Annotated in this window: 26 protein-coding genes and 1 tRNA gene; 15 read left to right on the top strand and 12 right to left on the bottom strand. The window is 54.7% G+C overall.

The window, feature by feature from the left end; genetic code table 11:
* The coding region (locus ACI43T_RS07615; RefSeq protein WP_405386274.1) for a chorismate-binding protein at window positions 1–1,153 on the bottom strand (1,153 nt) is incomplete at its 3' end.
* A 166-nt stretch (window positions 1,154–1,319) separates the two neighbouring features.
* Between ACI43T_RS07615 and ppk2 the strand changes: the two genes are divergently transcribed.
* A complete protein-coding gene (gene ppk2, locus ACI43T_RS07610; protein WP_405386272.1) occupies window positions 1,320–2,249 on the top strand; it encodes a polyphosphate kinase 2 in 930 nt (309 codons plus the stop codon).
* Between the two features lie 55 nt (window positions 2,250–2,304).
* Here ppk2 and ACI43T_RS07605 read toward each other — a convergent pair whose 3' ends face one another.
* Entirely contained in the window at window positions 2,305–2,460 is a 156-nt protein-coding gene (locus tag ACI43T_RS07605) for a hypothetical protein (protein ID WP_405386270.1), read from the bottom strand.
* Between the two features lie 274 nt (window positions 2,461–2,734).
* On the opposite strand from ACI43T_RS07605, the gene ACI43T_RS07600 reads away from it, so the two are divergent.
* Window positions 2,735–2,983 carry a helix-turn-helix domain-containing protein gene (locus ACI43T_RS07600; protein WP_405386268.1) on the top strand — a complete coding sequence of 83 codons (249 nt, stop codon included), beginning with the start codon at window positions 2,735–2,737 and terminating at the stop codon, window positions 2,981–2,983.
* The gene (locus tag ACI43T_RS07595) at window positions 2,964–3,560 is read left to right on the top strand and encodes a hypothetical protein (RefSeq protein WP_405386266.1); all 597 of its coding nucleotides are present in this window, start codon (window positions 2,964–2,966) and stop codon (window positions 3,558–3,560) included. Before ACI43T_RS07600 ends, ACI43T_RS07595 begins: the two co-directional genes overlap by 20 nt.
* 3 nt (window positions 3,561–3,563) lie before the next feature.
* Here the strand turns inward: ACI43T_RS07595 and ACI43T_RS07590 are convergent, their stop codons facing one another.
* Both ACI43T_RS07590 and hrpA read right to left on the bottom strand, forming a co-directional pair.
* Window positions 3,564–4,325, bottom strand: coding sequence for a DNA methyltransferase (locus tag ACI43T_RS07590; RefSeq protein WP_405386264.1), 762 nt, complete (start codon window positions 4,323–4,325; stop codon window positions 3,564–3,566).
* Between the two features lie 73 nt (window positions 4,326–4,398).
* Window positions 4,399–8,745, bottom strand: a complete 4,347-nt coding sequence (gene hrpA, locus ACI43T_RS07585) for an ATP-dependent RNA helicase HrpA (RefSeq protein WP_405386262.1) — start codon at window positions 8,743–8,745, stop codon at window positions 4,399–4,401.
* 232 nt (window positions 8,746–8,977) lie between these two features.
* Here hrpA and ACI43T_RS07580 point away from each other — a divergent pair.
* Window positions 8,978–9,054 (top strand) — tRNA-Met (locus ACI43T_RS07580).
* Window positions 9,055–9,192: 138 nt separating this feature from the next.
* On the opposite strand, the gene coaD is transcribed toward ACI43T_RS07580, so the two are convergent.
* The 3 genes from coaD to menA form a co-directional block, all read right to left on the bottom strand.
* Complete coding sequence (coaD, locus tag ACI43T_RS07575; RefSeq protein ID WP_293276119.1) at window positions 9,193–9,708, bottom strand: pantetheine-phosphate adenylyltransferase; 516 nt, start codon at window positions 9,706–9,708, stop codon at window positions 9,193–9,195.
* Window positions 9,709–9,833: 125 nt separating this feature from the next.
* A complete protein-coding gene (locus ACI43T_RS07570; protein WP_293276018.1) occupies window positions 9,834–10,520 on the bottom strand; it encodes a Bax inhibitor-1/YccA family protein in 687 nt (228 codons plus the stop codon).
* Window positions 10,521–10,624: 104 nt separating this feature from the next.
* Window positions 10,625–11,527 carry a 1,4-dihydroxy-2-naphthoate octaprenyltransferase gene (menA, locus tag ACI43T_RS07565; RefSeq protein WP_405386260.1) on the bottom strand — a complete coding sequence of 301 codons (903 nt, stop codon included), beginning with the start codon at window positions 11,525–11,527 and terminating at the stop codon, window positions 10,625–10,627.
* Window positions 11,528–11,648: 121 nt separating this feature from the next.
* Between menA and ACI43T_RS07560 the strand changes: the two genes are divergently transcribed.
* Window positions 11,649–11,834: a hypothetical protein gene (locus ACI43T_RS07560; RefSeq protein ID WP_405386258.1), complete on the top strand. Its 186-nt coding sequence runs from the start codon at window positions 11,649–11,651 to the stop codon at window positions 11,832–11,834.
* Window positions 11,831–12,052, top strand: a complete 222-nt coding sequence (locus ACI43T_RS07555) for a hypothetical protein (RefSeq protein ID WP_405386256.1) — start codon at window positions 11,831–11,833, stop codon at window positions 12,050–12,052. The genes ACI43T_RS07560 and ACI43T_RS07555 overlap by 4 nt, the downstream gene beginning before the upstream one ends.
* Window positions 12,053–12,102: 50 nt before the next feature.
* Here the strand turns inward: ACI43T_RS07555 and ACI43T_RS07550 are convergent, their stop codons facing one another.
* Window positions 12,103–12,378 carry an oxidative damage protection protein gene (locus tag ACI43T_RS07550; RefSeq protein ID WP_009174919.1) on the bottom strand — a complete coding sequence of 92 codons (276 nt, stop codon included), beginning with the start codon at window positions 12,376–12,378 and terminating at the stop codon, window positions 12,103–12,105.
* Window positions 12,379–12,641: 263 nt separating this feature from the next.
* Here ACI43T_RS07550 and zupT point away from each other — a divergent pair, with 263 nt between their 5' ends.
* On the top strand, window positions 12,642–13,451 hold the full coding sequence (gene zupT / locus ACI43T_RS07545) for a zinc transporter ZupT (protein WP_297957167.1): 810 nt from the start codon (window positions 12,642–12,644) through the stop codon (window positions 13,449–13,451).
* 115 nt (window positions 13,452–13,566) lie between these two features.
* On the opposite strand, the gene ACI43T_RS07540 is transcribed toward zupT, so the two are convergent.
* The gene (locus ACI43T_RS07540; RefSeq protein ID WP_405386253.1) at window positions 13,567–16,533 is read right to left on the bottom strand and encodes an Rne/Rng family ribonuclease; all 2,967 of its coding nucleotides are present in this window, start codon (window positions 16,531–16,533) and stop codon (window positions 13,567–13,569) included.
* A 689-nt stretch (window positions 16,534–17,222) separates the two neighbouring features.
* On the opposite strand from ACI43T_RS07540, the gene ACI43T_RS07535 reads away from it, so the two are divergent.
* The 6 genes from ACI43T_RS07535 to ACI43T_RS07510 all read left to right on the top strand — a co-directional run bounded on the left by ACI43T_RS07535 (window position 17,223) and on the right by ACI43T_RS07510 (window position 21,956).
* Window positions 17,223–18,221, top strand: a complete 999-nt coding sequence (locus tag ACI43T_RS07535; RefSeq protein WP_405386251.1) for an RluA family pseudouridine synthase — start codon at window positions 17,223–17,225, stop codon at window positions 18,219–18,221.
* Between the two features lie 11 nt (window positions 18,222–18,232).
* A complete protein-coding gene (locus ACI43T_RS07530) occupies window positions 18,233–18,883 on the top strand; it encodes an HAD-IA family hydrolase (protein ID WP_377080022.1) in 651 nt (216 codons plus the stop codon).
* Between the two features lie 111 nt (window positions 18,884–18,994).
* Window positions 18,995–19,636, top strand: a complete 642-nt coding sequence (pyrE, locus tag ACI43T_RS07525; protein WP_009174914.1) for an orotate phosphoribosyltransferase — start codon at window positions 18,995–18,997, stop codon at window positions 19,634–19,636.
* A 156-nt stretch (window positions 19,637–19,792) separates the two neighbouring features.
* Window positions 19,793–20,200, top strand: coding sequence for an MJ0042-type zinc finger domain-containing protein (locus ACI43T_RS07520; protein ID WP_405386248.1), 408 nt, complete (start codon window positions 19,793–19,795; stop codon window positions 20,198–20,200).
* Window positions 20,197–21,513 carry an amino-acid N-acetyltransferase gene (gene argA / locus ACI43T_RS07515; RefSeq protein WP_377080026.1) on the top strand — a complete coding sequence of 439 codons (1,317 nt, stop codon included), beginning with the start codon at window positions 20,197–20,199 and terminating at the stop codon, window positions 21,511–21,513. The genes ACI43T_RS07520 and argA overlap by 4 nt, the downstream gene beginning before the upstream one ends.
* A 194-nt stretch (window positions 21,514–21,707) precedes the next feature.
* Window positions 21,708–21,956, top strand: coding sequence for a hypothetical protein (locus tag ACI43T_RS07510; protein WP_297957149.1), 249 nt, complete (start codon window positions 21,708–21,710; stop codon window positions 21,954–21,956).
* Between the two features lie 114 nt (window positions 21,957–22,070).
* Here the strand turns inward: ACI43T_RS07510 and ACI43T_RS07505 are convergent, their stop codons facing one another.
* Window positions 22,071–23,057, bottom strand: a complete 987-nt coding sequence (locus tag ACI43T_RS07505; RefSeq protein WP_293276007.1) for a S49 family peptidase — start codon at window positions 23,055–23,057, stop codon at window positions 22,071–22,073.
* A gap of 122 nt (window positions 23,058–23,179) precedes the next feature.
* The gene (gene pdxA, locus ACI43T_RS07500) at window positions 23,180–24,172 is read right to left on the bottom strand and encodes a 4-hydroxythreonine-4-phosphate dehydrogenase PdxA (protein ID WP_405386245.1); all 993 of its coding nucleotides are present in this window, start codon (window positions 24,170–24,172) and stop codon (window positions 23,180–23,182) included.
* Here pdxA and ACI43T_RS07495 point away from each other — a divergent pair.
* On the top strand, window positions 24,171–24,335 hold the full coding sequence (locus ACI43T_RS07495; RefSeq protein ID WP_175271560.1) for a hypothetical protein: 165 nt from the start codon (window positions 24,171–24,173) through the stop codon (window positions 24,333–24,335). The genes pdxA and ACI43T_RS07495 overlap by 2 nt on opposite strands.
* A complete protein-coding gene (locus ACI43T_RS07490) occupies window positions 24,329–25,105 on the top strand; it encodes an exodeoxyribonuclease III (RefSeq protein WP_009174907.1) in 777 nt (258 codons plus the stop codon). The genes ACI43T_RS07495 and ACI43T_RS07490 overlap by 7 nt, the downstream gene beginning before the upstream one ends.
* Window positions 25,106–25,193: 88 nt before the next feature.
* Here the strand turns inward: ACI43T_RS07490 and ubiB are convergent, their stop codons facing one another.
* Window positions 25,194–26,705, bottom strand: a complete 1,512-nt coding sequence (gene ubiB, locus ACI43T_RS07485; RefSeq protein ID WP_405386277.1) for a ubiquinone biosynthesis regulatory protein kinase UbiB — start codon at window positions 26,703–26,705, stop codon at window positions 25,194–25,196.
* Window positions 26,706–26,831 lie beyond the last annotated feature (126 nt).

Raw genomic sequence — 26,831 nt, 5'->3', positions numbered from 1 at the left:
TAACTTTAAACCAGTACGGCGTTGCCTCGCCTTGCCGTACTATCTGTACTGTCTGCGGCTTCGTCGCCTTGTCCTGACTTAAATTTAATCCACTATCTAGGTCGTCTGAAACTGAGTTAGAAACGGGTTTGAGCAACAAGGTGCGGATAACGACGTTGAATATGCCTTCAAACCCCAGTCCGCCCGCGCAGGGTTTCAGGTAGCCGATGCTGCCGGTGTACAGGCCGCGCGGTTCGGCTTCGAGCGATTCGATAATCTGCATGCTCATGCGTTTGGGTGCGCCGGTGATACTGCCGCAGGGGAAGGCGGCGCGGAGGATGTCGGCGGCGCTAATGTGCGGTAGGGCTTGGGCTTGGATGGTGCTGGTCATCTGCCAGACGCTGCCGAAACGCGATACTTTGAACGGCTCGGGCACGCGTACTTTGCCGGTTTGGGCGATTTTGCCGAGGTCGTTGCGCAGCAAATCGACAATCATCACGTTTTCGGCGCGGTTTTTCGGGTCGTTTTGCAACTCGGCGGCGCGGCGTTCGTCTTGCCCGTCGCCCAAAATCGGCGCGGTGCCTTTCATCGGTTCGGTGCTGATGGTGCCGTCCGCACCGATTTTGAGGAAGAGTTCGGGCGAGAAACACAGCGTCCACGCGGATTTTCCTGCCGCATCGGGCAGGTGGGACAAGACGGCATAGGGGACGGGCTGGCGCAGGCGGCGGTAGAGGCTGACGGGGTTGCCGTAGGCTTGCAGGTGCAGGCGGGTGGTGTAGTTGATTTGATAGGTGTCGCCGCGCCGGATGGCTTCGTGGATTTGGCGGATGTGATCGAGGTAATCGGCTTCGGATACGGAGGATTGCGGCGTGGAAATACCCGCGGGGAGGTCGTCTGAATTTTGGGCAAGCCAGCTTTCGGCATCGATGTCGGCGCAGTCGGCAAACCAGTGCAGGGCAAGATTGCCGCCACGTTCGGACTCAATCCCCATCAGCGGCAAACCGAATTCGTAGTCTGCAAACAACACAGCATGCAGCCCTTTTTGCCAGCCCTTTTGCAGCGTATCGTTTAGCGAATCCAGTTCGTTATGATGGAAAAGGCGGCTTTCCACATGATTTTGATAGAGTTTTGCGCGGCCGCTCACGGCATCGTCAAACAGGGCGAAATAGGGCATGGCTGTGGTGCAAATAGCCTGATTATACGCTGTTTTTACACAAATTAGCAGACCGCGCCGAAAAAAATGGCGCAGTGTAATTTTATGTAGTCCGCTGAGGGGCAAAGGAGTAGAATCAAACCATACCACACCATATCATTTCAAACTTAATCAATAAGGAGACCCTATGGCAGATCATCAGTTAGAACCGTTTGAAAACGTTGAATTGGGCGAAAAGCAAGACCAGTTGCAAGTTTTCGAAAAAGCCGTTTTGGAACACGAAGGACGCGGTACGGACGAAGATTCCGGCAGCGCGCCGCTTCCCGCCAACTACCCCTACAAACAACGTATGCGTCGCGCCGCATACGAAAAAGAAAAACAAAAGCTGCAAATCGAATTGCTGAAAGTGCAAAGCTGGGTCAAAGACTCCGGCCAACGCATCGTCAGCCTGTTTGAAGGCCGCGACGCCGCAGGCAAGGGCGGCACCATCAAACGCTTTATGGAACATTTGAACCCGCGCGGCGCACGCGTTGTCGCACTGGAAAAACCGACCACCACCGAACGCGGCCAATGGTATTTCCAACGCTACATCCAAAACCTGCCGACCGCAGGCGAAATGGTATTCTTTGACCGTTCATGGTACAACCGCGCCGGCGTAGAGCGCGTGATGGGTTTCTGCGAACCCAACGAATACCTGCTCTTCATGCGCCAAACCCCTGAATTGGAACGTATGCTCGTCGCCAGCGGCATCCACCTCTTCAAATTCTGGTTCTCCGTATCCCGCGAAGAACAACTGCGCCGCTTCATCTCCCGCCGCGACGATCCCCTGAAACACTGGAAACTTTCCCCCGTGGACATCCAGTCGCTCGACCGCTGGGACGACTACACCGAAGCCAAAAACGCCATGTTCTTCCACACCCACACCGGCGACGCGCCTTGGGTCATCATCCGTTCCGACGACAAAAAACGCGCCCGCCTCAACTGCATCCGCTACTTCCTGCACCATCTGGACTATCCGGACAAAGATACGAGCGCCATCGGCAAAGTGGACGACAAAATCGTTTTGGTACCCAATACGCGCTATAAAGAGAAAACAATGGATGTCGGGCTTGATTGATTAGATAGTCAATACCCGAATGAAAGGCCGTCTGAAAAATTCCGCAGGGGATTTTTCAGACGGCCTTTAGCGTTGGAATGCAGGTTACAGCTTGCTGATAACGCCCTGCGGAAGTTTTGCGGACGGCGCGAACTTTGCTCAGCTCAAAATACAGCAGGCCGCGTTCGGCGATATGGGGCGGGAACAGGTGGGGCGGGCGGATGCGGGGCATGGTTTGCTTCCAAGGAGTTGTTGAGATATGGGAAGTTTATTGGTTCGGGCGACATTTGGGGAGAGGGTAGTGGGAATTCTTGTTTTGTAAAGTGGCAAAAGGTCGTCTGAAAATGGGTTTCAGACGACCTTTTGTTTGGCTGGAAAGGGAAGTAATTTAGAAGACCGCGTGCGTGCGTACCGCACACGACTTGATGCAAGCTACAGCTTGCTACGTCGCGCTTAAATAATATCCTAATTTGGTATATTCTGAATTAGGATACATAATAATTAGCATGAACCGAAACACTCAATACATGAAATTTATTCACGCGTTATCCAGTGCACGTAAAAGCAGCAACATTACGCAATGCGAATTAGCTATTCGGTTAAATAAGCCACAATCATTTATTTCAAAATATGAAAGTGGGGAACGAAGACTGGATGTAATTGAATTCCTTCAAATATGCAACGCTTTGAATATAGATCCAAGCATTATTCTAAGTAAAATAATAGGAGATGTTAATGAAAAAGTCTATCCTTGAGCGATGGGAAATTTCTGAGGAAGAATTTACTGAATTGATAGATGAAAATCCAAGTTTGCGTGGAATGAATTTAGGATATATCGCAGAAAAAAAATTCCATGACCAATTTCTAAATCATCCTAGTATTACTTATTCATCAAAAGATGATGACCATGATAGAAGTAAAAAGGGGGATAGACGTATTATTTATAGGGGGCATGAATTTATTGTAGAAGTAAAAAGTCTTCAAACAAATATGTGTAAAAAACTGGATGAAGATAAGTGGGAAGGGAAGGCACAAGTTGATGGAAGTGATAGGCGAGTTATTAAATTTTCAGATGGTACTGAATTAAACACAACTTTATTATTACGCGGAGAGTTTGACTTATTAGCAGTTAATTGTTTTGCATTTGGAGAAAAATGGAGGTTTGTTTTTGCCAAAAATGTAGATCTGCCAAAATCATCATATAAAAAATATTCAATAGAACAAAGGGAGCAATTAATTGCTTCCCTTGTTCCAATTAAATGGCCTCCTGTTGAGCCGTTTAGTGATGACCCCTTTAAACTATTAGATGAATTAATTACAGAAAAAAGATAAGAATTAACCACGCATTTGTAATTTTGTTTTATTTTTTGGTATCTTTACAAAAATTAAAAAATAACTATGATTTTTTCGTGCATGTATTTGTTTTTTTAATCTGGAAACCGCTGATTTATTTTGACGTACTACAACAAATAAATCTTTTGTATAAAATCCAATTTTTTCGTAAAAATTAATAATTTCCACATGGGTAAGCCATTGACGGTTAGCAGATACTTCATCTTGGCATTTGACAATGGCTACTCCTTTTTCTTTTAGTACTCGAAGCGCTTCTTGCCCAGCTTTAAAGTATAAATCTGTAACTGCTCCATGCCATTTAGGACTTTTTTTATCACTATTTTCATTACCATTAGAATAATAGTCTCTAAATGCTAAATGTGAGCCAGTTCCAGCTTTGTGATTAGGATTGCTACGTAAGAGTCCTTCCATATAGGGAGGATCTATAACTATTGCATCTAGACTATTATCTTCATAGGGCAAAGAGCGACAATCAACACCTGTGGCAATATCTGAAGCTAATAATTCATATTTAGATAAGTCTACATTTTTCCAAAATACTCCTTTGCCATAGGTTACATCAGCAATTTTTGAACCTATAGGGATGTGTAAGTCTAAAATACTTGGAAAAACATCTGCATTTCCAGCAAAGCTGGCGGACATAGTAACATTCGAGGTTGATATGCCAGACTGTATTCTTTTTTTTGTATCTGTTCCATTAGATATGGAAAGATTATTTGGATAACGTGGGAGTTTTTTTTTCATAAGAAGCATTTTATCCTAATTTGGAATATTGTCAAGTATAAATATCGAAAATCTATTTAAATCAATTCTACTATCAGCTATTTATCTTCACCCCTTCCCACACCTTCAACAACCTCTTCACCGACACCGGATACGGTGTCTTCAATTCCTGTGCAAACAGCGATACTCTCAATTCTTCAATCATCCATTTAAACGCGGCGAGGTCGTCTGAAACGGGTAATCCTTGTTTCACTAAGCAGTCGGTTTTTTCCTGCCACATTTGTTCAAGCTCTTGAATATCGGCTTCGCGGGCTGCGTCGCGGGCGGGGTTGCCGCTGTATTTTTCGAGGCGCAGGGTCATGGCTTTGAGGTAGATGGGGAGGCGCGGCCATTGTGCCCACGGGGTGCGGGTGGCGAAGCCGGCGGCGAGCAGGGTTTGCAGGCGTTGGCGTAGGAGGTGGGTGAGCGGGTGTTTGCCGAGTTTGCCGTTTAGTTCAGCGTAGGCGGCTGCGGTTTCCTGCAAGTAGCGGCTGAGGGCTTCTTTGACGGCGGGCAGGCGGCTGCGGGCGCGTTTGATTTGTTCTTTGAAGGCTTTTTCATTGCGCGGCAGTTCGTCTTCGCCGATAAAGGCGCGGTCGCAGACGGCTTGGGTGAGATCGTCGCGCAGGGTGTCGGCATTGATGTGTTTGAGCAGCATGGCGGCTTGGGTGAAGCCTTGGATGCCTTTGTTCAGGTCTTTAACTTGTTCTTTTAGTTGTAGTTTCATGAGTTCGATTACGCCTAATCTGTGGGCTTGTGTGGCGGCGGCAGACGTGTCGAACAGGCGCAGGGCGATGCGGCCGTCTTTTTCTTTTTGCAGGCCGAGGTAGCCGGTGAGCTGTTGTTTGCCACGGGCGAATTTGATGGATTCGGGCAGGGTGCCGATGTCCCATGCGGTGACGTTGTCGCGCTCGAATTCTTGGGTGTTGTCGCGGAAGGTGGTGGCGGCGGCTTTGCCAAGTTGTTGTTGGATTTGGATTAAATCGCGCCCCATGGCTAATTCTTGCCCGCTGTCGTCGATAATGCGGAGGTTGAAATAGCAGTGTTCGGGCAGCCTGAACGCGGCCCATTCGTCTTGGTTGATTTGCTCCAGTATGCGGATGTCGCCTGCGGTTTTGGCGATGGCTTGGGCGAGTTGGGGCAGGATGGGGGCGTTGCGGTCGGGGTTTTGGCTTAAAAATTGGGTGATGAATTCGGGCACAGGTACGCAGATGCGGCGGATTTGTTTGGGCAGTGCTTTGATTTGTAGCTGGATTTTTTCGCGTATCATGCCGGGCACGAGCCATTCGAGGGCGGCGGGGCTGATGCGGTTGAGCACGGTGAGCGGCAGGGTGAGGGTAACGCCGTCGAGCGGGTGGTGCGGCTCGAAGCGGTAGCTGAGTTTGAATTTGCCGTCTGCGGTTTGCCAGTGTTTGGGGAATTGTTCTTCGGTGATGTGCGCGGCGGCGTGCTGCATGAGGTCGTCGCGGCTGAGGAACAGTAGGCGCGGGTTGTCGCGCTCGGCGGTTTTGAGCCAGGCTTGGAAGGTGCGGATGTCGGCAAGGGGGAGGGGTTTCAGACGGTTTTTTTGAAGTGCAGGCTGCTTTTTGGGTTTGGGGTCGTCTGAAATGTTTTGTAGGGTGTGTAAACTCGGTTCACGCACGCGGTTGTCCGTATCTTTGGAATCCGCGTGCGTGGCTTGCGCTACATACCCTACGTTGTGCAGACTGCCTGAAACCGTTGAGACTGCGGCACTCTGTTCCCTCTCCTGTGGGAGAGGGTTAGGGAGAGGGCTTGCTGAGGTTGCAGAAAAGTTGGTTTGGGAGGCAACTGTTTTGCCCTCTCCCCAGCCCTCCCCCACGGGGGAGGGGGCGGTTTGCTGCGGATTTGCAGGATGCAGGCCGTCTGAAACCGCGTCCGCCGTATAAAAATCGGGTAGCCGTTCGTGATAAAACGCGAATAGGGCTTCATCATCGACCAGTACATCCTGCTTGCGCGATTTGTGTTCGAGTTCGGTAATTTCCTTAATCAGCTTTTTGTTGTGGACAAAAAAGTCCGCTTTCAAATCGTATTCCTGCGCCACCAACGCGCTGCGGATAAAGATTTCGCGCGCTTCTTCGGGGGCGATTCTGCCGTAGGACACGGGGCGGCGCGGCAGGACGGTCAGGCCGTAGAGCGTTACCCGTTCGCTGGCGATGACTTCGCCGCGTTTTTGTTCCCAGTGCGGCTCGAAATAGTGGTAGCGGACGAGGTGCGGCGCTTCCTGCTCGATCCATTCGGGTTGGATGGTGGCTACGTCTCGCGCATAAAGTTTTGTCGTTTCAACGAGTTCTGCCGCCATCACCCATTTGGGTTTGGCTTTGAACAGGGCGGAGGCGGGGAAAAGGTGGAAGCGGCTGCCGCGCGCGCCGGTGTAGTCGTTGCCGTCGGGCGACTTCATGCCGACGTTGGCGATGAGGCCGGTCAGCAGGGCGCGGTGGATTTGTTCGTAGCCCGCTTCTTTGGCAGCGCGGATTTGGGCGCGGTGTTGCTTCTTATCCAGTTGTTTTTGTTTGAGTTTGGCGGATAGGTCTTGGTCGCCCGCATTTTCAGACGACGTGAGCTGCTTGACTTCGGGAGGCCGTCTGAAAGCGGCTTCCTTGGTGGTCAAACCCATTTCAATCGCGGTTTGGGCAAGCTGGTGGTGCAGTTCGCGCCACTCGCGCATCCGCAGGTGCGACAGGAAATATTGGCGGCACCACTGCACCAGCTGCTTGTTAGACAAGCCTTTATCGCGCTCGCGCTGGAAACTGTCCCAAATATTCAGATAGGCAAGGAAATCGGACTGCTTGTCGGTAAAACGCTCGTGCGCCTTGGCGGCGGCATCGCGCGCTTCCAACGGCCGCTCGCGCGGGTCTTGAATCGACAGCGCGGACGCAATCACCAATATTTCCGCCATACAGTCGTGTTTCTTCGCCGCCAGCAAAATGCGCGCGATTTTCGGGTCGATGGGCAGGCGCGCCATTTGTTCGCCGAGTTTGGTCAGTCCGTTATGTTCATTAACTGCCCCCAATTCCAACAACACCTGAAACCCGTCATTGATATACCGCGAATCGGGCATTTCTAAAAATGGGAATGCCGCCACGTCGCCCAAGTTCAACGCTGCCATGCGCAGGATGACGGCGGCCAAGTTGCTGCGGACAATTTCGGGGTCAGTGAACTCGGTGCGGCTGTTGAAGTCTTCTTCTGAAAACAGTCGGATACACACGCCTGCGGAGACGCGTCCGCAGCGGCCGGAGCGTTGGCGGGCGGCGGCTTGGGAGATTTTTTCGACATGAAGCTGCTCCACTTTCGCCCGCGCGGAATAGCGTTTGACACGCGCGAGGCCGGTGTCGATGACGTATTTGATGCCCGGCACGGTGAGCGAGGTTTCGGCGACGTTGGTTGCTAACACGATGCGGCGTTTCACACCGGAGGGGTGGAAGATTTTGTGCTGTTCGGCGTGCGACAGGCGTGCGAACAGGGGCAGGATTTCGTCGTTGCGGCGCAGCGTGGATTTGCGCAGGGCTTCGGCGGCTTCGCGGATTTCGCGTTCACCCGGCAGGAACACCAAAATATCGCCTTCGCCGTGTCGCGCCAATTCGTCCGCTGCATCGACAATCGCATCGGTCAGCTCCACTTCTGCGTCGTCTTCGTCTTTGCTGGTCAGCGGGCGGTAGAGGATTTCGACGGGATAGGTGCGCCCGCTCACTTCCAGCACGGGCGCGCCGTTGAAGTGTAGGGAGAAGCGTTCTGCGTCTATCGTTGCCGAGGTGATGATGACTTTCAAGTCGGGGCGGCGCGGCAGGAGCTGTTTCAGGTAGCCCAGCAGGAAGTCGATGTTCAGGCTGCGTTCGTGCGCTTCGTCGATGATGATGATGTCGTAGGTAGCGAGATAACGGTCGGTCTGCGTTTCTGCCAGCAGGATGCCGTCGGTCATCAGCTTGACGCAGGCATCGCGCGAAGTGTGGTCGGTAAAGCGCACTTTATAGCCGACCGCGCTGCCGATTTCCGATTTCAGCTCTTCGGCAATCCGCTCCGCCACCGAGCGCGCGGCCAAACGGCGCGGCTGGGTATGCCCGATTAGCCCCGCCGCCCCGCGCCCGAGTTCCAAACAAATCTTGGGCAACTGCGTGGTTTTGCCCGAACCGGTTTCGCCGCAAATAATCGTTACCTGATTTTCGGCAATGGCTTTTTTGATTTCTTCGAGCTTTTCGTGAACGGGTAGGGTGTTGTCGAATTCGGGTTTGGGCAATGCGGCCAGACGCCTCAAAAAGATTTCGTGCGATTTTTGGTATTTTTCTTTGACTTTGGACAAGCCGCCGTATTTGTTGGGATTTTTGAAGGCGGAACGTAGGAAATGGCGGTCTTTAGAGAGGGTTTGGGAGAAGTCGGGATGGGGCATGGTGATGTGTTGTGATGGATGAAAACAAAGCGGAATTATAGCAAATAGGCCGTCTGAAAAGGGGATTCAGACGGCCTCGGATGAATTTCAGCCGCTTGTTTGCGGAAGGGAAAAGGCTGCGAGTCGCGTTGTTCTCCACTGGGAGGAGGTTCCGCAAAAACGGGCGGCGGCAGGTAATTTTTAAAAACGGCTTGACGGGGCAGGTGAGATACAGTATAGTTGCGTTTTCTGACGCGGGGTGGAGCAGCATGGTAGCTCGTCGGGCTCATAACCCGAAGGTCGTAGGTTCGAATCCTGCCCCCGCAACCAAAATACCGCTTTCAGGCGGTTATTTTTTTGCCTGAGGCCGTCTGAAACGTTGAAACGCCCGTTTTAAAACGGGCGTTTTTGTTTGGGCACGGCGTTCGCCTCTGTTTGGCTTTCGGAAAGGCGGATGGGGCAAAGCGGTTATTCCGCACTTTCGCTGTGGTCCTGCAAAATCTTTTGGTAAACGGGTTCGGGCAGGTAGCGGCGTATCATGCTGCGCCAGCCGACGGGGCCGACCAAGCCTTTGACCATCGTGGACGAGACTTCGGCGATTTCGCGCGGCGGCATGAGGAAAACGGTGGAGATTTCCGGTTCGAGGTCGCTGTTGATGTAGCGCATGGAGCGTTCGTATTCGTAGTCGGCGGTGGTGCGGATGCCGCGTACGATGAATTGGGCGTCGACAGTTTTGGCGTAATGGACGAGGAAGCGGTTTTCAAACACGGTGATGCGCACGTTGGGGAATTCGCGCGTAATGGCTTCAAGCATGGCTTTGCGCTCTTCGATGCTGAAGGTGCTGCGCTTTTCGGGGTTGACGCCGACGGAGACGATGAGTTCGTCAAACAGGGCCTGTGCTTCGCGTATCATCCAGAGGTGGCCGTTGGTCGGCGGGTCGAAGCTGCCGGCGTAAACGGCGCGGCGGGGTGCGGTTCGGTTCATGGCGGAACGGTGTGTGTTGTTGTGGCTGCCAGCATAAGGGCTGCGGCACGGAATGTCAAAGAAAGGCCGTCTGAAAGGTTGTTTCAGACGGCCTTTTATTTTCATTTAAGAAACCGGAATCGCGTTTAGTCGTCGCCGGCCAGTGCGGTCAGCAGGTGCAGCAGGCTGCTGAAAATGTTGTAGAGGGAGATGAAGATGGTGAGTGCCGCGCTGATGTGGCTGTCTTCGCCGCCGTCGATGACGGTACGCACCTGCCACATAATCATCAACGAACTGAAGAGGACGAAGCCGGCGGAGATGGTCAGGCTCAGTGCGGGGATTTGCAGGGCGAAGTTGGCGACGACGGCAATCATCAGGACGACTGCGCCGACGGTCAGGAAGCGACCGAGCGAGTTCATATTCATGGTGGTGCGGCGTGCCATTGCGGCCATTGTGAAGAACACGGCGGCGGTCATGACCGAAGCGATGCCGACGATTTGCGTGCCGTTGCTGAAGTTCAGCGCGTATTGCAGCAGCGGGCTGAGCAGTACGCCCATGCCGAAGGTAAACACCATCAGCAGGGTGGCGCCGACGTTGCTGTAACGGTTTTTCTCAATCAGGAAAATCATGCCGTAGAAAAATGCCATCACGACAATGAAGCTCATCCAGCGGCCGCCGAGCATGGCATACAGGCTGAATCCCATTTTGCCGCTGACAAGTGCGCCTATGGCCGCCGGAACGAATGACAGGGCAAGCAGGCTGTAGGTTTTGCGCAGTACGGTGTTTTTCTGCACCGAACCGGCGGAAGTGTAGTCGTAAACGTCGTTTTGCATGGCGTTTGCTCCAAAAAACGGTTAAGGGAAAAAAAGAGAGCCTGATTCTAACAGTAAATCAGAATGTTGGACAGGCTGCCGTTGCCGATGGGATGTTTCCGGTATCAGCGGCAGAGCCACAGGGCTACCACCCACAATAATACGGCGGCGCTCCATTGCGGCAGCAGTTTGTCCAGTTCTGAGGGAGATTGGGCTTTTTTCAGGAAATACAAGTGGGTAAGGCTGGCGGCGGCCAAGGCCGTCTGAAAGGCATACAGCGGCGCTCCGTGAAAACAGGCGGGCAGCCATGCGCACCAGAGTAGGGCGGCGGTTGTGGCAAGGGCGGTGTGGTAACGTTTGGCGCGGGGCAGGCGCAGGCGGGCGGCGACGGTATGCTTTCCTGCGCGCAAATCGCTGTTTATGTCGCGCATATTGTTTAAATTCAATATCATGCAACACCATAATCCCATCGCAGCGGCGGGTGTCAGGGAGGCGGGATTCAGACGGCCTGTGTGCAGAAACTCGCTGCCGCAAACGGACAGCAGGCCGAAAAAGACAAAAACGGCCAAATCGCCCAAACCGATATAGCCGTAGGGTTTGCAGCCCGCGGTGTAGCAGTAGGCAGCCGCCAGCGACGCCGTGCCTGCAAGCAGCCAAAACAGCCAGCTTTGCCAACCGAAACACAGTACGGGCAGTGCGGCGGCAAGCAGGGCGGTGCCGAGCAGGATGCAGGACAGGGCCGACAGTATCAGGCCGAACCTCATGGCCGCGGGGCTGATGCGGCCGGAAGCCACCATGCGTTCAGGCCCTTGCCGCAACGGGGAATCCGCCCCGCTCCGTGCATCGCCGTAGTCGTTGGCCAGATTGCCGAAAACCTGCAATGCGGCGGCGGTTGCAGCACAAAGCAGGGTTACGGCTGCGTTTGTCCGGTGTTGCAGCGAAGCCAGCAGGCTGCCCAACAGCGCGCCCGAAAGTGCGAGCGGCAAAGTGCGCGGCCGTGCCGCCTGCAACCAATATCGGATAGCCATGGTCTGTTTGCGTGGATAAGGGAGTTTCGATTATAGGGGTAGGCCGTCTGAAAAAAATTGACTTGGATACAATGACGGGAAATTACATGCGCGGTAGCGGGCTGTTACGATGGAAAACGGCTTGAAAAAAGCACAATTAATTGTGAAAATATTTTGTATTCAATTTGTTATGGGTTTGCCTGTTAAAAAGCGGAACCTTTTTTATAGAAATCGCATCACATTTGACAGCAACCCTCGGTTGAGCGGGACCCTGCAAACCGTAGCGGAAGCCGTTTTCCCTTTTTGGCGGCATAAGGAGGATGCATGAAGAAATTTACTAGATTTATATTAGGCACTGCATTGTTTTATTTTGTTTTTTCTTTTGCCGCACTCTATTTTTTCATTGTGAACGATTTTGTTTGGTCGCTGATGGTGTCGTTGATTTCCACAGTGATTTTTGTTCCCGCCAATATTGCATTACAGAGGTTTCTTAACGGCAACAGGTTCAGCCGCCCCGTTCGGCCCCGTCGGCAATCGGATAAATAGTGAAAGGCCGTCTGAAACGTTGTTTCAGACGGCCTCGTTCATATTTCCGGCTATTTCGGCTCTTGCGGCACATAACCTTGTACTTGGTCCGCACCGTCGCCGAAGAAAAAGTTTTCCATCTGCTGAGCCAGATATTCGCGCGCGCGCGGGTCGGCAAGGCTGAGGCGGTTTTCATTGATGAGCATGGTTTGATGGCGCGTCCATGCGTTCCACGCTTCCTGAGAAACATTTTCATAAACGCGCTTGCCCAGTTCGTTGGGCAGCGGCGGGAATTTCAGCCCGGGGGCTTCTTTGCCCAGTTTGACGCAGTGAACCATACGGGTCATGGCTTTTCCTTTTCGATGTGGGTTTCAGACGGCCTTTATTTTAGCGGAAAGGGAAGGACTTTGTATATCGGACGGTTTTTCAGACGGCCTGTCGGGTTATTTTCGGGAAAGTTTGGAAGATATGTTCGGAATGATTCGAAAAGGCCGTCTGAAAATCCGGCCGCGGCTGTTGTTTGTTTAGATTAAAATGCAAATAATAACTATTCTCTTATGTTGGAAATTATGTTAGGCTGACTCCTTGTATTGTATGAACGATTCAGCCCATGTTTGAAATCACTTTTTCCAACATTGCAATAGCTTTCGGCATTTCCCTCGCCGCCGGCCTGTTCACCGTACTGGGCAGCGGGTTGGTGATGTTTTCCAAAACGCCCAATCCGCGCGTATTGTCGTTCGGGTTGGCGTTTGCGGGCGGGGCGATGGTGTATGTGTCGCTGACGGAGATTTTCACCAAATCCAGCGAAGCCTTCGCGCAGGTTTACGACAAAGACAAAGCCTTTGCCGCCGCAACGCTGGCTTTTCTGGCAGGCATGGGGGCGATTGCGCTGATTGACCGCGTCGTGCCGAACCCGCATGAAACGCTCGACCCGCACGACCCCGCCTTTCAGGAAAACAAACGCCGCCACATCGCCCGCGTCGGCATGATGGCGGCGTTTGCGATTACCGCGCACAACTTTCCCGAAGGTTTGGCAACATTTTTCGCCACGCTGGAAAACCCCGCCGTCGGGATGCCGCTGGCGCTCGCGATTGCGATACACAATATTCCCGAAGGCATTTCCATTGCCGCGCCGGTTTATTTCGCCACCCGCAACCGCAAAAAAACCGTCCTCGCCTGCCTCGCTTCAGGGCTGGCCGAACCCTTGGGCGCGGTTTTGGGCTATACCATGCTCAAGCCGTTTTTATCGCCTTTCGTGTTTGGCGCGGTGTTCGGCGTGATTGCGGGTGTGATGGTGTTCCTCGCGCTGGATGAATTGCTGCCCGCCGCCAAGCGTTATTCCGACGGACACGAAACCGTTTACGGCCTGACTTCGGGCATGGCGGTGATTGCCTTGAGCTTGGTGTTGTTTCATTTTTGAGAGGGAAGTCGAGACATACGGCCCGGAGGCCGTCTGAAAAACATTTCTTCGTTTTCAGACGGCCTTAATATAAAAAGCCCGGCATTGAACCGGGCTTTTGCTTTTGCGTATCACCTTACGATTTATGGGTTTCGACCAAAACCATTTCCACGTCGGCATCGGCTGTTGCCTGCGCTTTCGGTATGTCGGCGCGACGCAGGCCGGCGGCTTTTTCAGCCTGCGGCTGGTCGGCAAAGGCGGCGATGGCGGTGGAATCGGTTTCTATCTGCACCAATCCGACCAGATCGGCGGCGGGCTGTTCGGCGGCGGCCGTTTCCGTTTCGGTATCCGCAGCCGTTTGGGCGGCGGACTGGATGTGGCGCAGGGCGTTTTCCATTTCCTGTACGGCCTGTTCGTCTTCGCTGGTCGGAACGGCGGTCATGCGCTGGAAGCTGTATTCGTCGTCGGCGGCCAGGACGGACGATGCGGCCGCATCAATGCTGCCGATGGCGGAATCGATAGCAGCCTGCTCGTCGTCGGTGGTTTGTTCGACGGTTGCTCCGATATCGTTGCTTTCGGTGACGAACAATACGGGTTCGGCATTTTCCGCGGCGGCGGTATTGATGACCGGCTCGGGAACCACGACCACCAGCGGCGCATCGGCTGCCGTATCCTGCAACGCGGCCGGCTCTTCCGCGTCTTGCGGCACGGAGATGGCGACGGACAGCGGTTGCGCTGCGGCCACGCCTAAAACGTGATCGGCGGCGAAACGCACTTTTTCCGCGGTATCGGTAATATTGAGATATTGTTCGATTTTTTTGGCAGACGGAATATTGCGTTTTTTGCCGTTGTTGCGTCGGTCGCGCTGGTTGCGGCTGCCGCTGCGTTCGCGGCGGTCACGGTTGCCGCGCGGCTGTTCGACGGTTTCGGTTTCTACGGCCTCAACCGCTTCAACCGCCTCGCTGATTTCCACATCGGCGATGTTTTCCGCTTCCAATGCCTCGACTGCCGCGGCTGCCGCTTCGGCGGCCTTGTTGTTGCGTCCGCCGCGTTTGCGGTTGCCGGCCGGCTGCGGTGCGTTTTCAGACGGCCTTTCGGTTTCTGCGGCCGCGTTTGCAGCGTTTGAGGCCGCCTGCGCGACGGCGCGTTCCTCGGCTTTGTTGGAACGGTTGCTGCGGCTGCGTTTGCTGCGGTTGTTTTCTCTGCTTTCCTCCTGTTCCAAGGTTTTGCTTTCGGCTTTGGCTTCTTCTGCCTGCGCGTTGATTTCCTGCACTTCGACTTTACTGCCGTCGCGTTTGTTGCTGCGGCGCGGGTTCTGGCGGCGCGAATTGCCGCGGCGGTTGCTGCCGCGGGACGAATCGGCGCTGCGTTTTTCGCTTTTTTCCGGTTCGGCGGTTTTGGCGGTTTCAGGGGCGGGGGTGTTGCCGAAGATGCGGCTCAACCAGGCTTTGAAGTTGTCCCACCATGATGTTTGGCGTTCACCGGACACGGTCGGCGCGGGCTGGGTGTGGCGCACGCCTTTGACGGCGGGTTCGGGGCGGGCGGATTTGGCTTTTTCGCCGCCGAACGGTTTGGCCGCTTCATCCTGCTCGGGTTCGGCGACGCGTTTGTAGCTCGGTTCGCCGTCTTCTTCTACGTCGTCGATGCGGATGCGGTTGATTTCGTAGTGCGGATTTTCCAAGTGGATATTCGGAATCAGGACGACGTTGACGTCCAAACGCTCTTCCATCGCAAACAGCTCGGCGCGTTTTTCGTTCAGCAGGAAGGTGGCGACATCGACGGGCACTTGGGCGTGCACTTCGCCGGTATTGTCTTTCATCGCCTCTTCTTGAATGATGCGCAAAACGTGCAGGGCGGTCGATTCGATGCCGCGGATGACGCCGGTACCGGCGCAGCGCGGGCAGGCGACATGGCTGCTTTCGCCCAAGGCGGGTTTCAGGCGTTGGCGGCTCAATTCCAAGAGGCCGAAGCGGGACAGTTTGCCCATTTGCACGCGGGCGCGGTCTTTTTTGAGCGCGTCGCGCAGGACGTTTTCAACATCGCGCTGGTGCTTGGGGTTTTCCATGTCGATGAAGTCGATGACGACCAAGCCGCCCAAGTCGCGCAGGCGCATTTGGCGGGCGACTTCTTCGGCGGCTTCCATATTGGTTTTGAAGGCGGTGTCTTCGATGTCCGCGCCGCGGGTGGCGCGGGCGGAGTTGACGTCGATGGAAACGAGGGCTTCGGTGTGGTCGATGACGATCGCGCCGCCAGAAGGCAGGCTGACGCTGCGTGAGAAGGCGCTTTCGATTTGGTGTTCGATTTGGAAGCGGGAGAACAGCGGCGTGTGGTCTTGATAGAGTTTCAGACGGCCTACGTTGTTCGGCATGACGTAGCTCATAAATTCGGCGACTTGGTCGTGGACTTCTTGGTTGTCCACTAGGATTTCGCCGATGTCGGGACGATAGTAGTCGCGGATGGCGCGGATGAGCAGCGAGCTTTCCATGAAAAGCAGGTAGGGATCGTGGTGCGCCTTGCCGGCTTCTTCGATGGCCTGCCAAAGTTGTTTGAGGTAGTTCAAATCCCATTCCAACTCTTCCGCGCTGCGGCCGATGCCGGCGGTGCGGGCGATGATGCTCATGCCGTTCGGAATGTCGAGTTCCGCCATAGCGGCTTTGAGTTCTTGACGCTCTTCGCCTTCGATACGGCGGGATACGCCGCCGCCGCGCGGGTTGTTCGGCATCAATACCAGATAACGTCCGGCCAGGCTGATGAAGGTGGTCAGTGCCGCGCCTTTGTTGCCGCGTTCGTCTTTTTCGACTTGGACGATGACTTCCATGCCTTCTTTGAGCACGTCTTGAATACGCGCCCTGCCGCCTTCGTAGTCTTGGAAATAGGAACGGGACACCTCTTTAAACGGCAAAAAGCCGTGCCGGTCGGTTCCGTAATCGACGAAACACGCTTCCAGCGACGGCTCGATGCGGGTGATGACACCTTTATAGATATTGCCTTTGCGCTGCTCTTTGCCCAGCGTTTCGATGTCGAGGTCGAGCAGGTTTTGGCCGTCGACAATCGCCACGCGCAGCTCTTCGGCCTGCGTGGCATTAAATAACATGCGTTTCATAATTATTAACCTCGTCAGGCGGCCGGAACCGTTTCAGACGGCCTCGGACACCCCGTTTGCACTGTTCGCGGCGAGGTAATCAGTATTTGAATTTGAATCCGCAAGGTTTCATGCCGTCTGAAAAAACGGGCGGTCCGGAAACGTCGTTAGCTGCCGTGGTACGGCGGACCTGCCATCAGCAGTCCGCGCCGTAACATGCGCTGTTTCGGGTAGCCGCCGTCCGCCCTGTATCGGGCGACGGTCATGTGCGGTTATATTGTCGGATAAGGAAGGTATATAAAGAACGATGCAACGGCGGCCTGCATTGTGCCGCCGCTGCCGCCTGCCCGCCGTTTCTGCGGCATTCAGGCTCAAATAATCCAGCCGGCGTCTTCTCAGTATCGTTATGCCTGTGTTTTCCGTTTGTGCGGCGCGGGATTCGGAGTGCGGCCGCCGGAGCCGGAGATACTGTCCGGTGTTGGTACGGCCTGACCGCGGTATTGCATCCCTGTCGTCTTATGCCGAAACGGAACGGCAGATAAATTCAAACTTGATTACGGTATTTCTGCCCGTCGGCTTTGCGGGCGGAAGGAAATGCTTTGTAGAGTGCGTTTTTAATATAAAATGGCTTTCTCACAATAAATCATAAATCCGTTTCAGACGGCCTTTCGCCGAGTGCGGCGCTCCGCTGAACGGTGTTCGGATTATAGATGAAAACGCACGCAATAAGCAAAGATTCGGTCAGCCTGATTAGCGTGGCCGAACATGAGGCGGGGCAACGCCTTGATAACTATCTGATAAAAATTCTCAAAGGCGTTCCCAAGAGCCATATCCACCGCATTATCCGCGCCGGAGAAGTACGCCTGAACAAAAAACGCTGCAAGCCCGACAGCCGCATTCAGGCGGGCGACCTGCTCCGCATCCCGCCCGTGCGTACCGCCGAAAAACAGAGGCCGTCTGAAAACCGTGTTCAGACCGCCCCCGCGCGCGAGTTCGACATCGTTTACGAAGACGACGCGCTGCTGGTGATTAACAAACCCTCCGGCACCGCCGTCCACGGCGGCAGCGGCGTGAGCTTCGGCGTTATCGAACAAATCCGCCGCGCCCGCCCCGAAGCCCGCTATCTCGAACTCGTCCACCGCCTCGACAAAGATACCAGCGGCCTGCTGATGATTGCCAAAAAACGCAGCGCGCTCGTCAGGCTGCACGAAGCCATCCGCAACGACCGCCCGAAAAAAATCTATCTCGCGTTGGGCGTGGGCAGGCTGGAAAACGACCGCTTCCACGTCAAACTGCCCTTGTTCAAATACACCGGCGCGCAAGGCGAAAAAATGGTGCGCGTCAGCGAAGACGGGCAGTCCGCGCATACCGTTTTCCGCGTGTTGAACCGTTTTTCAGACGGCCTCCTGCACCAAGCCGGCCTCTCGCACCTGACCTTGGTCGAAGCTACCCTGAAAACGGGGCGCACCCACCAAATCCGCGTCCACCTCCAGTCGCAGCACTGCCCCATAGCCGGCGACGAACGCTACGGCGACTATCAGGCCAACAAACGCCTTCAGAAACTCGGTTTGAAACGGATGTTCCTGCACGCTTCCGAGCTGCACCTCGACCACCCGCTGACAGGCGAAAAACTGGTGTTGAAGGCCGACCTGCCGCAGGAATTGCAGCAATTTACGGTGATGCTGGAAAACCGGCATGAGGCCGTCTGAAAGGAAAATTTATGAAACCCAAACTCATCATCTTCGATTGGGACGGCACGCTTGCCGATACCACCAACCCGATTATCGCTACGTTCCGGCAGAGTTTTGCCGACTGCGGCCTGCCTGTGCCGGAAGCCGACCGCATTCGTCCTTTAATCGGATACAGCCTGCCCGCCATCGTGCGCCACCTTATTCCCGACGCCGACGACCGCGTGCAGGCGGTCGTCGTCGAGACCTACGCCTCACATTATCTGAATCCGAACAACCACAATATGAAACTGTTTGACAGCGCCGTTCCTTGTCTGAACACCCTGAAAGGGCAGGGCTATCTGCTTGCCGTGGCCACGGGTAAGGGCCGTACCGGACTGGACCGCGCCATCGGACAAACCGGTACCGCGCATTTCTGGGTGGCCACAACCTGCGCCAGCGAGCAGCCGTCCAAACCCGCGCCGGAGATGGTGTTCGCATTGTGCGACGCACTCGGCCTGATGCCGTCTGAAACCTTGGTTGTCGGCGATACGACATATGATTTGCAGATGGCGGCCAATGCCAAAGCATCCGCCGTAGCCGTGGCGACCGGCGCGCATACCAAGGCGCAGCTTGCCGCCGAACCATGTCTGGCCGTGTTGGACGGCCTGGCGGAACTGCCCGCGTTGCTGGCGGCGCTTTGACCTGCCGCAAAAATGCCGTCTGAAATACAACACATTTTCATACGGCCCGCGCATTAAGCCGTGTAATCCTTTATAATCCGTACTCCGTACAAGCCCTTGAAAGCAGAGACAATGTCCGATTTCCGCCAAGACTTCCTTAAATTCGCCTTGCAGCAAAACGTATTGAAGTTCGGCGAGTTCACCACCAAGGCAGGCCGTCAGTCGCCTTATTTTTTTAATGCCGGACTGTTCAACGACGGCGCATCGACGCTGCAACTGGCGAAGTTTTACGCGCAGGCGGTTATCGAAAGCGGCGTGAAGTTCGACATGCTGTTCGGTCCGGCTTACAAAGGCATTATTCTGGCGGCGGCAACGGCGATGATGCTGGCGGAAAGAGGCGTGAACGTACCGTTTGCCTACAACCGCAAGGAAGCCAAAGACCACGGCGAAGGCGGCGTGTTGGTCGGCGCGCCGCTCAAAGGCCGCGTACTGATTATCGACGACGTGATTTCCGCCGGCACCTCCGTGCGCGAATCGGTCAAACTGATTGAAGCGGAAGGCGCGACGCCCGCCGCCGTCGCCATCGCGCTCGACCGCATGGAAAAAGGCACGGGCGAACTGTCGGCGGTGCAGGAAGTCGAACGACAATACGGCTTGCCGGTGGTGCCGATTGCCAACCTGAACGATTTGTTCACGCTGCTGCAAAACAACGCCGAGTTCGGCGGCTTTTTAGAACCGGTGAAAGCCTACCGCGAACGTTACGGCGCGGCGTAAGGATTTTTTAAAAACGATATTGCGGTAAAATCGTCCGCAGTGTTTCCGATAAACGATTCAAACCGAAAACAAACTTAAAAAGGCCGTCTGAAAAAGCAGTGCCGACGGTCAGAAACCAATAACAACGACCCCATAACATTACGAAACGAGATTACCATGCCGGCTTGTTCCTGCCCCCGCTGCCATACCCAAATCTGGGTGAAAGACGAGCAGCTCAAAATCGCACAAGGTTTTGTGGTATGCACCAAATGCGAAGGTCTGTTTAAGGCTACAGAAAATATAGTTGATTTGAAAGGGAAATTTCAGCCCGAAGTCTTGCCGACGGCCATGACCGACCTCCGCTTGTCGCGCGGCGGCAAAATGCCGGTGCAGTCGCAGAAGCAGCTTTCCCGCAACGAAATCGCCGATTTGTTCGACAGCTTTACCGTCGCGCCCAAACCCGCCGCGGCCGCAGCGGCGGTTCCCGCTGCCGAACGGAAAAACGATACCAACTGGACGCTGGCAACACTGGTCGCGCTTACCGTATTGATTATTCAGCTTTTCTATCTGGTCTTATTACTATGAACGACACGGCCGGCTTCGTCGGCGGCTTCCGCGAAGCCGCGCCCTATATCCATTACCTGCGCGGTAAAACACTGGTTGTCGGCATATCCGACAGCCTGCTCTCCGGCGAAACGCTGACCAACCTAGCCGCCGACCTCAATCTGTTGGCCAGCTTGGGCGTGCGCTTGGTCGTGGTTCACGGTTCGCGTACCCAGATTAACGCCATCGCACAGGCGCACGGTATCGAACCGCAATACCACAACCACCGCCGCATCACCGATGAAACCGTCCTCCAATACGCCAAACAAGCCTCAGGCATCTTGCGCAGCGACATCGAAGCCGCACTGTGCAGCAGCGTTTCGCAAACTCCGCAGCGCAGCAGCCCGCCGGCCATTGCCAGCGGTAATTTTCTAGCAGCCAAGCCGCTCGGCGTGATCGACGGTGTTGATATGGGCTACACCGGCATTGTCCGCAAAACCGATACCGAAGCCGTGCGCCGCCGCCTTGACGACGGCGCCGTCGTTTTAATCAGCCCGCTCGGTTATTCATTCAGCGGCAAAACCTTCAACCTCAGTATGGGCGAAACCGCCGAAGCGGTCGCAGTGGCGCTTCATGCGGAAAAACTGGTTTATATCGTTGAACAAGAAGGGATTTTGGATGCGGAAGGGCGTCTGATAACCAATCTGTCCGCAGCCGAAGCGCGCCAGCGTATCGAGGCTCGGCAGATACGCCCGAACCAAACCCGCCTGCTGCTGTCTGCGGTCAAAGCAGTGGAAAACGGCGTCGGCCGTACGCAAATCCTCAGCGGTCGGCATGACGGCAGCCTTATCTGCGAACTCTTTACCCGTAACGGCGCGGGTACGTCGGTGGCGCAAAATTCCTTCGTCGGCATCCGTAAAGCCCGCAGCGGCGATATTCCCCACATTATGGAAATGATCAGGCCGCTGGCGGAGCAGGGCATACTGCTGCGTCGAAGCCGCGAATATCTCGAAAACCACATCGGCAGTTTTTCCGTTATCGAACACGATTGCCACATCTACGGCTGCGTCGCCCTGAAGACTTTTGCCGACCCCGACTGCGGCGAGTTGGCCTGTCTGGTCGTCTCTCCCGACGCACGCGACGGCGGATACGGCGAAATGCTGCTGGAGCATCTGTTTCAAAAAGCACGCGCCCGCCGCATCCGCAAACTGTTTGCACTGTCCACCCATACCGGCGAATGGTTTGCCGAACGTGGTTTTCAGGCGGCCTCAGCCGACGATTTGCCCGAAGAGCGGCGCCGCGATTATATGGAAAGCGGGCGCAACTCGCGGGTGTTCGTGTATGATTTGGTGTAGTCTCGGCAAAAAAGGCCGTCTGAAATCTGATTTCAGACGGCCTTTTTGTAGATGCGGGCAACTTAAAGTTTCCTATTAAGAAAAGTATGTTTAATAAAATCGCCATTCATTAATTATTGGTTTGAAACTAAAATGCACTTCACTGGTTGCAGAAACAAAGCAGCATATTTTAAAGAAAACCATCGAAAGGAAACATGATGAAAAAATCAGTATTCGCCCTCGTTCTCTCCGCTTCCGCCGCCTTCGCCGCCGCCAACGGCGCGCCGCAACCGGAATGGAACCATGCCAATGATTCCGGCACGATTGCCGGCCTGACCGAAGTGAAATACCCGATTAACCCCAGCGCGGCCAAAAGCGACGACCGTGTGAAGTTTACCGTTGATTCGACTGGCACACGCGAAGATGACGGCGGCTACCGTTATCTAGGCGGCGGTGCCCGTTAACCGGTGTGTTAGCCGATGATTCGGATGCCGGAGCGAAACGGCATTCCATGACGATATAGAGCGGAAAGGCCGTCTGAAAATTTTTCAGACGGCCTTTACTGTTGCACGGACGGCTTACCAGAGTTTGCTCATCGCTTCCTTCAGCCCCATTTTCATTTCCATACCCAACCGGCGGCTGAGCAGTTTGCTGAAATCGTCGTCAGGCGAATAGTTCACCAGTTCGGGGGCTTTGACGACGTCGCGGGCGACGCTGTAAATATTGCCGAAATCGTCAATCAGACCGGCCTGTTTGGCTTCGATGCCGGTGTAGATGCGGCCGCTGAATATATCGGGATTTTCTTTCTCTTTCAAACGGCTGCCGCGGCCGAGTTTGACCGCTTTGATAAATTCGCCGTGGATGTCGGCGAGCATGGCATTCCAGATTTTGGTCTGTTCGGGTGTTTCGGGGGAGAACGGATCGCCCATGCCTTTATTGCTGCCGGCGGTTTTCAGACGGCGTTTGACGCCGATTTTGTCCATCAGTCCGGTTGCGTCGAAACCGCCGCCGATAACGCCGATGCTGCCGACGACGCTGGACGGGTCGGCATAGATTTTATCGGCTGCCGCAGCAATGTAGTAACAGCCCGAGGCGCACATTTCTTCCGCTACGACGTATACGGGGATGTTTTTGTGCGCTTCTTTCAGACGGCGTATTTCGTTGAATGCGATGTTGGATATGACGGGCGAACCGCCGGGGCTGTTGGCGCGGATGATGATGGCTTTGGCGTTTTTGTTTTTATAGGCGGCTTCCATGCTTTCGCGCAGCGCTTTGACTTGGTCGTCAAATTCGCTGTCGCCGATTGCGCCCCTCAGGTTGATGACTGCGGTGTGCGCACCGGAGGAGCTGACGATTTTTTTACCGCCCTCGCTATTGTTGCCGATGTCGGTTATGAGGATGAGGAACAGTACCACGGCCACACCGCGCCAGATATTGCGCCAGAGGCGGGCGCGGCGTTGTTCTTTATAGGCTTCGAGCAGTACATCGCGCAACGTGTTGCGCTCCCAGTTGTCGACCGGTCGGTCGGAGGTGTTATCGCCTTCGCGGCGGATTCTGTATTGCATAATGGTTTCCTTTGACTGGAGGTGCTTATTTTATAACGAAAAAGGCCGTCTGAAAAACCACTTCGGCGTTTTCAGACGGCCTTTCGTATCGCGGGCGGGCTTTTTTCGGGCGGAAACGGGGTTCAGCGGCGTACCATTTCCAGTGCGGTTTCCACCGCCACTATCAGGCTGCCGGACGAAGCTTTGCCGGTTCCGGCCAAATCCAACGCCGTGCCGTGGTCGACGGAAGTGCGGACGAACGGCAGCCCCAGCGTGATGTTCACACCTTTGCCGAAACTGGCGTATTTTAAAACCGGCAGGCCTTGGTCGTGGTACATCGCCAGCACTGCGTCCGCATCTTTGAGCATAAACGGCTGGAACACGGTGTCGGCAGGGTAGGGGCCGCGGATGTCTATGCCTTCGGCGCGCAGGTTTTCCAGTGCGGGGATGACCGTATCGGTTTCTTCGTGTCCCAAATGGCCGCCTTCGCCTGCGTGCGGGTTCAATCCGGCCGTCAGGATGCGCGGGGCGGCGATGCCGAATTTGGTGCGCAGGTCGTGATGCAGGATTCTGCCGACCGATTCGATGAGGGGCTGCGTAACCGCTGCGGCCACATCCTTCAGCGGCAGGTGCGTCGTTACCAGTGCGACCCGCAGGCCGCCGCCGGCCAGCATCATGACCACTTGTTCCACCCCGCCTTTTTCGGCCAGATATTCGGTGTGCCCGCTGAAAAAACGGCTGCTTGCGCGGCCGTCGTTTATCACGCCCTTGTGCAGCGGTGCGGTTACTATAGCGGCAAACAGGCCGTCTGAAACACCTCGGCAGGCAGTGTCCAGCAGTTGCAGCACATAGGGCGCGTTGGCCGGATTCAGACGGCCTGCTTCGCATACGTCGGGCAAAGGAATGTGCCACACTTCCAATTCGCCTTGCCGTATCGGGTTTTCAGACGGCCTGTGCGGATTGAAATCGCGCAAGGTTATTTGTTTGCCTAACAGCGCCGCACGCCGGCGCAACAAGTCTTTGTCGCCCAGTACCACGCAGCGGCAGGACAGCCCGGCCTGTGCCAAATCAAGACAGATGTCGGGGCCGATACCCGCCGGTTCGCCGCTGGTAATGGCCAGAATAGGAAGGGTCATGGATGGTTCCTTTGGAATGCGGATTGGTTTTCAGATGCAGTTTCCACTACACGGCGGTTTTTATCAAGTTTCAGACGGCCTCCGAATCGGCAGGCCGTCTGAAAACCGTAAAATCAGTTACAATGCCGTTTTTTCATCCACATACGTCAAACCATCATGCTGAAAATCATCTCCGCCAACGTCAACGGCATCCGTTCCGCCTATAAGAAAGGGTTTTACGAATACATCGCCGCATCGGGCGCGGACATTGTCTGTGTGCAGGAACTCAAAGCGCAGGAAGCCGATTTGTCCGCCGATATGAAGAATCCGCACGGGATGCACGGCCATTGGCATTGCGCCGAAAAACGCGGTTACAGCGGCGTGGCGGTGTACAGCAAACGCGCGCCTGACAATGTGCAAATCGGTATGGGCATTGAAGAATTCGACAGGGAAGGGCGGTTTGTGCGCTGCGATTTCGGCAAGCTGTCGGTGATTTCGCTCTACCTGCCCAGCGGCACCAGCGCGCCGGAGCGGCAGGAATTGAAATACCGCTTTTTAGACGCGTTCTACCCCATGCTTGAAGCCATGAAGGCGGAAGGGCGCGACATTGTCGTCTGCGGCGACTGGAACATCGCCCACCAAAACATCGACCTGAAAAACTGGAAAGGCAACCAGAAAAACTCAGGCTTTCTGCCCGAAGAGCGCGAATGGATAGGCAGAGTTATCCGCGATTTGGGCTGGACGGACATGTGGCGCACGCTCTATCCCGACAACCCCGGCTACACTTGGTGGAGCAACCGCGGACAGGCGTATGCGAAAGATGTCGGGTGGCGCATCGACTATCAGATGGTTACGCCCGAACTCGCCGCCAAAGCGGTGTCCGCACATGTTTATAAAGACGAAAAATTTTCCGATCATGCGCCGCTGGTGGTGGAGTATGATTATGCCGTCTGAAAAGAAGGGTTTGACAAATTAAGATTTTGATGAAAAAGAATATTATCCCCAAACAAGGTTGCGGAAAACCGGCCTGCTCGGGGATATTTTATTTGAACAGTAGAATCAGCAGTAGGGCAACGGCGATAACGGCGAGCCACAGGCTTTGACGTTGCTGGATTCTGACCAGATGGACATAGGCGTCGCGCATTTCCTGTTGGCGGTTTTCATCTATCAGCATATTGAGCTTGCGCGGCAGGCGGGGCAGGATTTCGGCCCAATCGGGGATTTCCTTTTTCAGATTGTTGAGGAATGCTTTGGGGCCGATTTGTTCGTTCATCCATCTGGTCAGGAAAGGTTTGGCAGTAGCCCACAAATCTAGGTCGGGGTCGAGCTGTCGGCCTAAACCTTCTATATTCAGCAGGGTTTTTTGCAGTAAAACGAGTTGAGGCTGGATTTCGACATGGAAGCGGCGGCTGACCTCAAACAGGCGCATCAATACGAGGCCGAACGAGATTTGCGAAATCGGTTTGTTGAAAATCGGTTCGCACACGGTGCGGACGGCGGCTTCCAATTCTTCCGCACGCGTGTCGGCAGGCACCCAGCCCGATTCGATGTGGGCGGTGGCGACGCGGTGGTAGTCGCGGTTGAAAAAGGCGAGGAAGTTGATGGCGAGATAGCGCTTGTCGTAGTCGGTCAGCGTGCCGACGATGCCGAAATCAAGAGCGATGTAGCGGTTGTCGGCGGCAACCAGAATATTGCCGGGGTGCATGTCGGCATGGAAAAAGCCGTCGCGGAAGACTTGCGTGAAGAAGATTTCCACGCCGTAATCGGCGAGTTTGTGCAAATCGATGCCGTCGGCTTTGAGTTTGGCGATGTCCGATACCGGCGTGCCGTCCATCCATTCGATAGTCAGCACGTCTCTGGTGCAGTAATCGTAAAACACCTTAGGCACAATCAGCATATCGCTGTTTTGAAAATTGCGGCCAAGCTGGCTGGCATTGGCGGCTTCGCGCATCAAGTCCAACTCGTCGTGCAAATATTTGTCGAACTCCGCCACCACTTCTCGCGGTTTCAAACGCTTACCGTCGGCAAACAGACGCTCAACCCAAGCCGCGCCGAAGCGCATCAGCGACAAATCCTGTTCGATAACGGGCAAAAGGTTAGGGCGCAAGACTTTGACCGCCACCTGTTCGCCCGAATGCAGCCGTGCTTTGTGTACTTGCGCGATGGACGCGCTGGCGACAGGCTCGGTTTCAAATTCCGCGTAAAGGGTTTCGACGGATTGCCCCAGTGATTTTTCGATTTGGGCACGGGATAGCTGCGCATCAAACGGGGGTACTTGGTCTTGCAACTTGGCCAGTTCGAGGGCGTAATTGTGGGGAATCAAGTCGGGACGTGTGGAAAGGACTTGACCGAACTTGACGAATATAGGCCCTAAACTTTCCAATGCCGTCCGCAGCCGAACGGGAAGAGGTATGTCGGCGTATTGGCTTGATTTCGGTAGCGTTTCCAGTAATCGGCGCAACCATGTCTGACGGATGTGTCCGGCAAATAAATCGGTCAAACCGTATAGATAGATAGTGCGGATAATGGTTTTAATGCGGTTGAGCCATTTCATGTCGGTCATTCGTTTGCCCTGAAAAAGGGAATTATAAAGCATACGGAGGACATTGTATGTGGTCGTAGAACCGTAGTCTGAGGGAATATATAGGAAAAGGCCGTCTGAAAGGTCATATAAACTTTT

Source organism: Neisseria oralis (assembly GCF_045062685.1).
GTDB classification, from domain to species: Bacteria; Pseudomonadota; Gammaproteobacteria; order Burkholderiales; family Neisseriaceae; genus Neisseria; species Neisseria oralis.
Note: the sequence above shows the minus strand (reverse complement) of the source record. Positions and strands in the feature narration are given on the sequence as shown.